General features: G+C 41.4%; 7 protein-coding genes. 5 read left to right on the forward strand and 2 right to left on the reverse strand.

Features of this window, described 5'->3' with window-relative positions; translation table 11 throughout:
• Positions 1-116: 116 nt before the first annotated feature.
• The gene (locus L1D46_RS03500) at positions 117-2933 is read right to left on the reverse strand and encodes a TonB-dependent receptor (RefSeq protein ID WP_239976785.1); all 2817 of its coding nucleotides are present in this window, start codon (positions 2931-2933) and stop codon (positions 117-119) included.
• 599 nt (positions 2934-3532) lie between these two features.
• Here L1D46_RS03500 and L1D46_RS03505 point away from each other — a divergent pair.
• The 5 genes from L1D46_RS03505 (at position 3533) to L1D46_RS03525 (ending at position 11473) form a co-directional block, all read left to right on the forward strand.
• Positions 3533-4495 carry a glycoside hydrolase family 43 protein gene (locus tag L1D46_RS03505; protein ID WP_239976786.1) on the forward strand — a complete coding sequence of 321 codons (963 nt, stop codon included), beginning with the start codon at positions 3533-3535 and terminating at the stop codon, positions 4493-4495.
• 353 nt (positions 4496-4848) lie between these two features.
• Positions 4849-8265, forward strand: coding sequence for a LamG-like jellyroll fold domain-containing protein (locus L1D46_RS03510; protein ID WP_239976787.1), 3417 nt, complete (start codon positions 4849-4851; stop codon positions 8263-8265).
• A gap of 144 nt (positions 8266-8409) precedes the next feature.
• The gene (locus L1D46_RS03515) at positions 8410-9270 is read left to right on the forward strand and encodes an alpha/beta fold hydrolase (RefSeq protein ID WP_239976788.1); all 861 of its coding nucleotides are present in this window, start codon (positions 8410-8412) and stop codon (positions 9268-9270) included.
• A gap of 12 nt (positions 9271-9282) precedes the next feature.
• Entirely contained in the window at positions 9283-10872 is a 1590-nt protein-coding gene (locus tag L1D46_RS03520) for a carboxylesterase family protein (protein WP_239976789.1), read from the forward strand.
• Positions 10873-11053: 181 nt separating this feature from the next.
• Positions 11054-11473 (forward strand): hypothetical protein, encoded by a 420-nt coding sequence (locus L1D46_RS03525; protein WP_239976790.1) that lies wholly within the window; start codon positions 11054-11056, stop codon positions 11471-11473.
• Positions 11474-11477: 4 nt separating this feature from the next.
• Here the strand turns inward: L1D46_RS03525 and L1D46_RS03530 are convergent, their stop codons facing one another.
• Positions 11478-12428 (reverse strand): diguanylate cyclase, encoded by a 951-nt coding sequence (locus L1D46_RS03530; protein ID WP_239976791.1) that lies wholly within the window; start codon positions 12426-12428, stop codon positions 11478-11480.
• Positions 12429-12924: the final 496 nt, after the last annotated feature.

Genomic DNA, 12924 nt, shown 5'->3' on the forward strand with positions numbered 1-12924 from the left:
ATACTATATTAATATCAATATATATTCTGCTGTGTGAGTTTTGTTGATCCGAACCAGGTAGGAGAGCAATAAAAAACCCCGATCTAAATCGGGGCTTTTGAGTCTATTTTAGAAATTTAGAAAGAATAACGTGCGCCAAGTGCAAATGTACGTGAGTAGATACCGTTACCAAAGTTAAATAATGTGTCGTTACCTTCACCGTAATGGCTTTGATATACATCATCAAGAATGTTTGTTGCATCAAATGTCACAACAAAATCTTCGTTTACATTATAGCTTAATTGGAAGTCTAAGCTTTGCTCAGGACGACTCCAAAACTGAATTGGGTTAGCAAATGTTGCAGCTTCATTACCTGTGTAAAACTCAGAACGCCATACATAAGATAAACGCATGTCGAACGAATCACGCTCGTAGATACCTACGATGCTGTACGATTCATCAGAAACACCGGCCATTTGCGAATCTACATAGCCAGTAATTTCACCTAAATCATTAAACTCTGGCGTATCCTGTGATGAATCAAGCATAGTATAACTTGCTTGCACACCAAAACCGTTTAAGTAATCTGGTAAATTTTCAGGGAAGTAAACTAAACCAACCTCTAATCCAGAGAGCTCACCATTGGTAGCATTTACAGGTGCGCTTAATACATACGGACGTGTCACGCCGTCATCGCCTTCGCGCACAACTTGCTTGCGACCCGCAACAACTAAGCCTTCAATTTCACGTTTAAAATAGGCAGCATAAAGTGAGCTTGTATCTGCAAAGTACCACTCAAGTGATACGTCGTAGTTCTTTGATTCTGTAGGTTTAAGCTCTGGGTTACCACCGTTTCCTGTACCGTATTCAACACCTTCTGTTAGAGGATCGTACCAGTATTGCAGTGCGTTTAAGTCAGCAAAGTTAGGCATACGTAATGTTTCTGTGTACGCAACACGACCAACGACATCATCAGTAATATTCCAGTTAAGTACTAAGCTTGGCAGTACAGCATCTGAATCAGCATTCGCTGAACTTTCTTCAAATACATTTGAATTCATGCCGCCAGATTCAGCAACAAAGTCCATATCTTGCTCATAGCTGACATAACGTAAGCCAAACTCACCGCTGATATCTTCCGTTAAGAAAAAGTTAGTTGTTGCATAAAGCGCGTATGAGTTTTCTTCGATATCAAATGTTTTGTATACGTCTTCAGCTTCAAGGCCATATACGCTACGAACAGCATCGCCGTTATCTAGCATGTAGCCACCGTCAGCAGTTACAAAGCTGTCGAATACATCAGCACGGCCATCGAAATAATCATCAACTTGGAACACAATACCAGAACCATCGCCAGATGCCCCAGCAGCAGCTAATTGCTCAATTAAGCTAGCCACAGAGGTATTAGCAATGCCAGCATCTTGACCACGTGTGTATTCTTGCGCTGTACGTTTTTCGTAACGACCACCAAACTTCACTTTATCGAAGATAGCGCCACCAATTAGGTATTCAGCATCAAACGTGAAGGTTAATGCGTCACCGGCATTACCGCCGCCATTGTCATAAATAGTGCCGGCATTCCAGTTTTCAATGGCAGCCATATCGGCTTCGTTTACCGCTGTATTTGGGTTATCCCAAAACGCGATACCTGGTACACCGTCTTTATCGTTAAAGTCAACGTCTAAGCCATAAGCTCTACGATCAAAGCGCATTGCAAAGAAATCTGTTTCGTATTCACTGTCTTGGTAAACAACCTCAGTGTTGATGGTAAGATAATCGCTTGCTTGCCACTCGGCCCCTAGAGCATATAAGTAGCTATCTGTTTTACCATATGAAAAATCGCCACTTTGGAAGCCACCTGCACCAATTGCTTGCTTTTCTTTAATTACGTTAGTGCCATCAAATACGGTTGGCGTTTCAATAAAACCGTTGCCGTTTTCAAAGGTATTTGAGAACCACATCGCATTTTGCGATTCGTTTTCGTAACCTGTATAGAAACCTTCTGCTGTAATTTCGAGGGTTTCATCTGGTGCCCACTGTAAAGATACAGACGCCGCAGGACGTTTACGAAGACCTGTGTATGAAGCACCAAAAATTGCATCACGCGCTAGTAAATATTCAGTTGGCTCACCATTTACATCTAAAGTAGAACCTGATGCAGTAGGTAGACCTAACTCTGTACCTTGAGTCCAAAATTCATTCGGTATACGTGAATACGGCGAATAATTAGCCTGCGGTTTATCAGTAAAGAATGGAAATGCAGCGCCCGCAGTCATAGAGTCATCGCGGTAATGTGTTTCAGCGTATGAAATATTAACTAACGCACCAAACTCACCAGCACCGTCGATTTCCCAACGGTTAGAGAGTAATGCACTGATATTTGGATCAACTTCATCGGGTTGGTCTGAGTAAATCGCACGTGCCGCTAAAACAACTTTTTCACCTTCGAAGTTGAAAGGGCGGTGAGTTTTAATATCAATCGCCCCTGCGATACCACGTTCGATTTGATCCGCCGAACGGGTTTTATAAACGGTTACGCCTGAAAGCAAACTTGCAGGAATGTCTTGCAGCGCCACATCACGACCCGCTCCCGTAAAGATAGCACGGCCATTCACTGTGGTATTAACATCAGAAAGGCCACGGATTGAAACTGCGCTTATTTCACCAGCCCCACGACCCGTTGTTTGTACACCTGTTACACGTTGTAGAGCTTCAACTACGTTGTTATCAGGGAATTTACCAATATCTTCAGCAACAATTGCATCCACAATTTGAACACTTGCACGTTTTTCATCTAACGCTTTGTTTAAACTGCCGCGAATACCTGATACTTGAATGACTTCCATCTCATCGACGTTATTCTCAGGAGTGTTTGGTGCTTCCTCCTGTGCAAAAGCAAATTGACAGGTAAATGCCATAACTACAGCACTGGCTATGTGTGTTCTTTTAAACATAAGCGGTGTTCTCCAAATTATAGTTATATCGGTCCGCTGAACTTTCCCCATTCAGTTACCGAAGAGTGACCACTGCATTGTGCATCGTGTGTTGTCAAAACGGTGCGCGAGTGTGTCTATATTTTTTATGTTAATACATTGCTGTCTGAACTTTAATCATATTGTATGACTATTTAACAGTCAACTCAAAAAGCTAAATTAAAATAACTGTCATTATGTTTACAAAAAACGTTGCAATTATAACATGTTACAAACTCAAAGCGTGCTGCGTTTTTGTTTTGGGAATTTATTAAGGGCCCATTATTATCAGCGACTTAGCGTTTACTGGTATGCTTATTTAATTTGTCTTTCACTCATCTAGAGCAACAAAAAAGGGCTAACAAGTTATTTACTCGGCGTATTTTGGTGCTACTATGATTAAAATACAATAGTACAATATAGAGCTATTTTTTGCTGCACTTTTGCTGATTTGTTTTGATGTAAACAATCAGTTACTCAGTATAATCAGGCGTACACTGTGTATTATCTGGTCACTTAGAGCGAGCCTTAAGTACAAAAGCAGAAGTTCGAACAACAATTATTAATCACAGAGGACACTCATGAAGAAATTGAAAGCGTTAGCGCTGCCATTGCTTTTTTCGAGCAGCTTAGCCGTTGCACAAAACCCATTATTCACCGATGTATTTACTGCAGATCCTGCAGCACTTGTTCATAACGACACCGTATACCTTTATACAGGTCATGATGAAGCACCTAATAATGACGTATTTTTTGAAATGCATGACTGGTTAGCCTTTTCATCAACAGATATGGTTAACTGGAAAAAACACGGTCCAATCATGAAAGCAACAGACTTTAAATGGGCAAAAGGTGAAGCATGGGCTTCACATATGATTGAGCGTGATGGCACTTTCTACTTCTTTACAACTGTTCGCCACAACGATACAAAACCAGGTTTTGCAATTGGTGTTGCTACCTCTAAATCACCAACGGGTCCATTTAAAGACGCGATTGGTCATGCACTGGTTACTGATGACATGACCAAGCACACACCAAATGATTGGGACGACATTGACCCAGCTATTTTCACTGAAGAAAACGGTGATACTTACATGTTCTTTGGTAACTTAATGCCAAAATACGTAAAGTTAAGCGACGACTTACTGTCTCTAGATGGTGAAATTAAAACGCTAGACTTGCCTAACTTTACCGAAGCATTATGGGTTCATAAGAAAAACGACAACTACTATGTATCTTACGCATGTGAGTTTCCTGAAAAGATCTGTTATGCCATGAGTAAAAGCATTCATGGGCCATGGGAATATAAAGGTATCTTGAATGAGATCGCAGGTAACAGCGAAACCAACCACCAATCAATCATCGAATACAAAGGTAAAGACTACTTTATTTACCATACTGGCGCTGTACCACCGATTGATGGCAAACCAAGTGGCGGGCGTTTTCGTCGTTCCGTGGCGATTGAGCCGCTATATTACAATGAAGATGGCACACTTAAACGTATTATCATGACCACTGAAGGTCTAAGTAAACAAGACAACTAATCTCAAAAAGGGCTCTTTAAGAGCCCTTTTTAGTGGTCAAATGTAATACAAATAAACATATTTATCTGAAAACCCTCACCTTAAGCTAAGCAAAAAACTTCTCCGAAAAGAGCAAAAACAGCGAAAAAACGCCAAAATTGACAGCTTGAAAAAATTAAAATCCCGCTGCACACATTGTAAACACTGACACTTAATGTTCACATATTAATTACCTTTGCAAAAGTATTTGCACATTTTGAATCGTACTATAAAATTACAATACTACGTTCTTATTAGTTTGATATAGGCACGCGGCAACTTTATTGACAACAATCGAATAAAAAATGAATCCCAGTTTCAAGAGGACACATAAAATGAAATTAAATAAATTAGCCATGGTCATAGCCTGCTCTTTGGCTGTTACAGGTTGTGGCAAAGAAGATGGTACTAAGTTTGACACAGCACCAGCGGTTGCCGACCCACAAAGTGCAAAACCGACAGTAAGCAGCAGTGTTGAATACACTGAATCAGGTAGAGTAATGGTTACCAATGTAAGCGTGCACGACCCTTCTGTCGTTAAAGTTGACGACACTTATTATATTTTTGGTTCACACCTTGCTGCCGCTAAATCAACTGATCTCTTGAACTGGGAAATGATTTCGAGCCTTTCAGCTAACGCAGCCGTTAATGAAAGCCCATTATTTGATTACAACTACACAGCTGAAATTGCCGAAGGTATTGAATGGACAGACGGTTTTACAGGAAACTGGGCTGCCGATGTAATCAAAGCGCCAAATGGTAAGTTTTGGTTTTACTATAACCACTGTGCACAAGATAACCCAGATACACCAGATGTTGTTGATGAAGTATGCTGGAACCGCTCTTATCTTGGTTTAGCTGAAGCTGACAATATCGAAGGTCCTTATACAAACAAAGGTATTTTCTTACGCAGCGGTTATCGTACAGAAGCTGAGTTTGCAGCTTACCCACTTGATAATGGCCAAACAACATGGAATGGTGCCGTTGATCCTAACGCCATTGACCCTGCAGCCTTCTATGATGCTGATGGCAAACTTTGGATGGTTTACGGCTCATACTCTGGCGGTATTTTCGTGCTAGCAATGGACGAAGAAACAGGTATGCCAGAAGCAGGTCAAGGCTATGGTAAAAAGCTAGTAGGCGGCGACTTCCGTGCAATGGAAGGTGCATTTGTCATGTACAGCCCAGAAAGTGAATACTACTACTTATTCTACTCAGTAGCTGGTTTTGATCTTAATGGTGGCTACAACATCCGTGTTGCTCGCTCTAAAACACCTGATGGCCCTTACTTAGATAACGCAGGTAATGACATTGCAGCTATAGGCGGCCTAGAAGTCGGCGAAAAACTAATGGGCGGCTTTGAGTACACGCAAGAACTTGGCGAAACAGCGCCAGCATGGGGCTACCAATCACCAGGACATAACTCTGCTTACTATGATGAAGCAACTGGTCGTCACTTGTTAATAACGCATACACGCTTCCCACAAACGTCTACTGAGTTTCCTGCTGCATCAGAAGCACACCAAGTGCGTGTACATGAAATGTTCATTAACTCATTAGGTTGGCCAATGGCTTCACCGCAACGCTATGTGCCGCTTGAAGGCAACAACATGGTTGTGGCAGATGAGCTTTACGGTTATTACAAATTTATCAACCATGGCAATGATGTAAATACAGATGCTATTCGTTCAACACATATTGCACTTAACGAAGATCACTCAGTAACGGGTGATGATCCAGGTATCTGGTACATGATTGATGACTCAAGTATCAAGCTTGAGCTTGATTCAGGCACTTATTACGGAGTCGCAAAATGGCAATGGGATGATGCAACTAAAGCGATGGCCGTCACTGTATCAGCAACATCAAGCGAAGGTGCAACCATTTGGGCAACTAAGCGTGATGAAATTACGGATACTGAAAACGTACTGGGTACTGTTCAAAAAGCACTAGATATCAAAACTGAATTATCAATTGCTGACGAAGGCTACTCACTACCAACTATAGGTAAAGATGGTGCCTCAATTAACTGGGAAAGTAGTGATGAATACTACATCACCAGTGAAGGCTCTGTATTCATTCCAACACCAGACCGCGGTGATAAAGCGGTTACTTTAACTGCTAATATCTCTTTAAACGGCCAGAGCACTACTAAAACATTCAATGTCAACCTAAAAGCCCGCCCAGAATTTAAAAATGCAATTGCGCACTATGCATTTGAAGATTCACTTAGTGATGGCTTAGGTAACCTTGATGATGCGGGTGTAACAGATAACAACCTATCAAATGTGGGCGCTGGTACAGCGGCATATGTCGAAGGCCAAACTGGTAAAGCCTTTAACTTTGACGGTGCAACGGGTGTTCGTTTACCTGATGAGATAGTAACAGGCGATGAGTACACCATTTCGTATTGGTTTAAGCCAACAGTGCTAACAGATTTCTCTCCAACATTTTTTGCTGCAGCATCAGATGCACGCTGGATGAGTTTAATTCCGGGCAATACGCACTTTACATCAACACCGATGCTTTGGAGCCGTTACTTAGCTGATGATGGCACAGATATGTGGAACCAAATCATCTCTGACTCACCAGCGGTAATGGATTGGAATCATATTGCAATCACTTACGCTAATGGCACAGCAACACTTTATCGTGATGGTGTGCGTGCAGGTTCGATGCCTCGCCCTGATTTCTTTAGCGAACAAACAGGTAACTTTGCCCTTGGCGTGAACTACGGCTGGGACTTACCTTTCCAAGGTCAAATTGATGAATTCATCGTCTATGATTACGCGCTAAACGGTCTAGACATTAATGGTGCGGCTATCAATAACCTGACAGATCCGACTAAATTCGAGAGCTTCATTACTGATGCGCTTGATTTAGGTGATGTATCGGCAGTACGTGAAAGCTTTGAGTTACCACGTGTCGGTCCATTTGTGTCAGGTATTAGCTGGACGTCAAATAACGAAGAGTACTTAAAACTGGTTAATGGCACAGCTGTTGTGACACAACCAAGTGCCTCTGCTGGCGACCAAGTTGTAACATTAACTGCAACCATCAAGTACAAAGACTTTACTGATACTAAGTCATTCGATGTAACCTTAAAATCACTTGCGCCTGCTGAATACAGCTTCGAAGGTGACCTAAGTGCATTAAACGGTGCATATGCCGCGGGTAAACCAACCGGTGGTTTCATTAACAATACCGGTGGTAACGTAACTTTTGTTGACGGTGTTATTGGTCAAGCAGTATTCCTTGAAGGTTCAGGTGTTCGTTTACCAGATAACCTAATCACTACCAATGACTACTCAGTATCTATGTGGTTAAAACCTGAAACCTTCACTGGCTACACTACTGCGTTCTTCGCAGGTGCAAGTGCAGACACTTGGTTGAGCTTTGTGCCAGAAATGGATAACGGCTTAACTCGTTTGTGGGCAAATAACGGTGCCTTCTTCGATAATGCAGAACTAGATAGCCGTATTCCTGCAAAAGAATGGACACATGTTGCATTCACGGTTGATGGTACCAATGGTGATGTGTTGAAGATGTATGTTAACGGTGAACTACAGCTAGAAACCGATGGCTTCCCGCGTGTATTCACGGTTCCTGGTGAAACAAATGAGTTTGCACTCGGTGTTAACTATTGGGATACACCTTATAACGGTGCTATCGATGAACTGAAAATTTTCAACGGTGCGATTAGCGCTGAAGAAATAAAAGCACTCTACGATGCAGCTTCTGCACAGGAGTAAACTATTAAAGGTAAGCTGCCTTACCTAATAGTTTGTTGTCATAAAAAGCCAGACTCAGTCTGGCTTTTTTATACATTGAATACTTTTAAAAAACCGAATCACATTGTATTGTAATATTTATACTACAAATAAGGAGTGTTAATTATGCTGCGTATTTTCATTGCGACACTGTGCATAATGCCCTATCTATGCTCGGCAAAAATAATTGATTCAAAAGTACTTGATAACGGTGGAAACGGCCCATTTAATGCTGTTGTAACCAGCGATTCATCACTTGAAAACTATGTTATTTACCGCCCCAAAAACCTTTTAACTACAGTCAATAGCTCTTCAAAACTTCCCGTTGTTGTGTTTGCAAATGGTGGTTGTATGGACACCTCATATCCTTTTCAGAATATGCTTAGCAATATTGCTTCGCATGGTTATCTAGTTATCGCACTGGGTAAGATGCAATACAGCCTAGATGATAGACAACTCAATAAGGCCAGCAATGCGATGATCCCCAAAGCTATTGACTGGGCAACCGCTCAAACAGCCAACCCTCTTAGTGAGTTTTTCCAAAAACTCGACTTAAATAAAATAGCCATCGCTGGTCAGTCGTGTGGTGGGGCGCAACTTCTTGCCACAGCTACAGATAGAAGAGTAAGTAGTTATTTAATGTTTAATTCGGGCATTGCCGATATGACTATGGCCGATGCAAATGAACAATCACTAAAAAACCTGCATGCGCCGATAATTTATCTTGTAGGTGGGCCAACTGATATTGCAACGGACAATGCGAAACTTGACTATCAACGTATTAACCATGTGCCCATTATTTTTGCAAATCATCAAACCGCAGGTCATTCAGGCACGTTTGAACAACCTTATGGGGGCTCATTTTCAACCTTGGCTATAAAGTGGCTCGATTGGCAGCTAAAAAAGAACGACAGCAATGCATCACTTTTTTTGAGTTCACAAGATACCTCGTTTCCGCACTGGGATATCAAGGCTAAACAATTTTAGAAAAGGAATATCATGAACACACCAGCACGAATAAAAAAATTGATAACGTTAGTATTTTTCACATTATTAACTCATAACACACATGCATCACCACTGGAGCAAGTCAATGTTGAACAAGGTACGCTGGAAGGTGCTATTGAAGCTAATTTAACAGTTTTTAAAGGCGTGCCCTTTGCCAAGCCTCCCATAGGTGAACTGCGCTGGAAAGCGCCACAGCCTCCTACAAGCTGGCAAGGAGTCCGCGAAGCCAAAAAGTATGCACCCGCCCCCATACAGGCAGGTAACCCAGTTTCGGGGATCAGCGAAGATAGCTTGTATTTGAATATTTGGACACCCGCTAAATCAGCAAACGAGCAACTCCCTGTGTTTGTATGGATTTATGGTGGGGGATTTAGCTTTGGCAGCTCATCAGATCCTATTTTTGATGGCACTCAACTAGCGAATAAAGGTGTCATTGTCGTTTCAATCGCGTATCGAGTAGGCCAATTAGGCTTTTTAGCACACCCAGATTTAAATAAAGAAAGTAAAGCGGGGGTTTCTGGTAACTATGGCCTACTTGATCAAATTGCGGCTTTAAAATGGCTGAAAAAAAATATTAGTGCCTTTGGCGGAGATGCAAATAATCTGACCATTGCTGGTGAATCAGCTGGTGGAATTTCGGTCAGTATGCTTGCAGCATCTCCTTTAGCAGATGGTTTAATCAATAAGGTGATTTCACAAAGCGGTGGCTCATTTGGCCCAACTCGCACCACCAATTACCCTGGAGAAAACATGTCAACACTTCAGCAGGCACAAGCTGAAGGAGTCGACTATGTTAAACAATTTGGCGCATCATCAATTGCAGAGCTTCGAAAAATGGATGCCAATAAGTTTATCCCTAAAGGCTGGTCATTACCTGGCGGGTGGCCAATTGTTGATGGTTATGTCATTAAAGGCGATCAATATAAACTTTATCAACAAGGACTATTCAATGATGTGCCCGCACTTATTGGTTATAACTCTGATGAAGGATTAAGCTTTGTATGGGATCCTGATGTGAATAAGTTTGTAAATGGAATCAAAAAGCGCTACGGCCCTTTTGCTGAAAGATTATTGGACGCCTACCCTGTTGCCAAAAACAGTATACCTCGTAGTGCTCGTAACCTCGTTCGTGATGTAGCTTTTGGCTGGCATACTTGGAGCTGGGCAAAGTTACAAACACAATACGGTAATGCGCCAGTGTACCTGTACTACTTTGATCATCACCCTAAACGAAAGCAAGGTGAAAAAGATGAAGACCATGGTTCCGCTCACGGTCATGAAATTGCGTACATGTTTAAGAACTTGAACAAGTCTGATCCAAATATCACGCAAGATGACTTAAAAATGTCAGAAGCAATGGCAACATATTGGACTAACTTTGCAAAAAACGGCCACCCTAATAATGATACATTACCTAACTGGCCTGCTTTTGATAATGGAAAATCCACTACCATGTACTTTCAAGAACAGCCAAAAGTCGGACCTGTACCCGACAAAGACTTGCTCAATGTACTTGATAGTTACTTTAAATGGCGTCGTACCCCAGCAGGCGAGAAATGGGCAAATAATGTAGCCAATTAAATATCCACCTTACTGATGTGCGGTTTTAAATTTTAAACCGACACATCAGTGACCCAGGAAGCTTCTGCAGAAAACTACATGACATTTCAGGTATCAGGGTTGTAATCTAGATAATATATTTTCTAAAGCTTTAGTACCCCTTGCCGATACATAGCTACCTTTACCTTTCATCGCTCTCATTATGGCTATTAACTCATTAGCAAATGCGTTAACTATCTCAAACGCAGATACAGCAAGCAGTAATACCAGTTCAAAAGTAGACTACAAACTCAGCAGCCAAGAGATGAATACACTCTCTGGTCGTGAAGTAGAGCCCACTAAAAAAGATGAAATAACCAGAGAACTCCCCGCGCATATTCGCAAAATGGTTGAGCAACTAGAAAAGCTCAAAGAGCAACTCGAACTTGCCAAAGAGCAATTAGCCAAACTGCAAGCGCTCAAAAACCAAGAAGATGAAGCTGTAAAAGTGCAAGTTGAAACGCAGACCAAGATGGTTATGGAAATCCAAACGCAAATAATGACTCTTAGCCAATCAATTAGCGACGCGCTTAAAGAAGCAGGTATCAGCGACCCTGGACTGCTAATGAGTGTTTTGGTATAAAACTTTAGAATTTAGGCTTTAAACAGTATTGATTACGCCCGTTCTCTTTGGCTTCATACAGGTTTTCGTCAGCCTTTAAGAAAAGTCTCTTCCAATCTCTTGGAGATTCCGGAACAGTCACCCCACCAATTGAGATAGTTAAATAACCACTCGGTGAGTCTTCATGGGGTATATGCTCTTCGTGCAATAGGTCTATTATTCGTTTTGCCACCAACTGACAACCATCATGATTAGTATGCGGAAGAACTATGGCAAACTCCTCACCACCCCAGCGTGAAATAAAATCTGTATCGCGTGCTAATGCCCTTTTGACGGTGTTAGTAACTGATACAAGTGCTGCATCACCAGCCAAGTGACCATAACGGTCGTTATATTTTTTAAAATAATCAATATCCAGCAGTAATACTGATACTTCGGGTGACTCATGTCTTGCACTCAGTTGATTCATCACCACTTCTAAATAGCGTCGATTAAAAACTTTAGTGAGCGAGTCAATCATTGAGGCTTCTTTATGCTGCTCAAGCAAGGCACTGTATTTTAGTTCTTTTTCTACACGCTTTTGCAGCGTTATAGCACTGTATGGCTTAGCAATAAAATCATTGCACCCTGCGTCCCAAAACTTATATTCAAAGCTTGTATAATTTTCGCCCGTTAACATGATTATGGGTGTATGCTCAAACGCAGGAACGCTGCGAATACTCTGGCAAAGATCAATACCATCCATACCGGGCAATCGGTAATCAAATAAAAAAAGTGATACTTTTAAATCACCTAATTGCTCTAACAATTCCTCAGCATTTGAGAAGCGCCTGACATTGTATTTAGGTGATAGCACTTTGTTGATAATTGTAAAATCAAGATCACTGTCTTCCACCAAAACAACATTACTTTCAAGTGTTGCTTTATTCAGATCTTTTTCTGCTTTTTTTCGTAACTTATTAAGCGAACTATCCATATAAAGTTTACCCCTATTGGTTCACCGTTGAGGGTAGTTTGCATTATCGGGATTTTCAAGTTACGACAGATAGCAAGGCTTCCAACCTGTGAATAATGACTTTTAGGTTTGGACTGTGCCTTCCCGGCTATAGCCAATTTTCCGCTTTCTAACTTATCTCATAAAACCCAAAAAGGGTCCAAAATCCAGTAAATATGCGGGCTCTGAATTATCGAGCACGCAAATACGAAACTTCCTTAGCAGCAAAAATAAGTGTTATTTAGGGTCATTGTAGTTACATTTAATAGCTGTTAAAACGACTTACTTTGTTCAATAAATCAACAACATAAACTTAACCACTTAACCTACATAGCCACTTTGCGAACTCAATTGCAAAGACCGCTCAAATAAAAAACAACACTTAAATCCCACCAAAAAGCCCTACCTAGCACTTTGTCAGTATAGAAATTAACCAACTCATTCGTATTATGAATTCACCCTATGAACGAAGTGAGGG

This window comes from Pseudoalteromonas sp. Isolate3 (assembly GCF_022398505.1).
Lineage (GTDB): Bacteria > Pseudomonadota > Gammaproteobacteria > Enterobacterales > Alteromonadaceae > Pseudoalteromonas > Pseudoalteromonas apostichopi.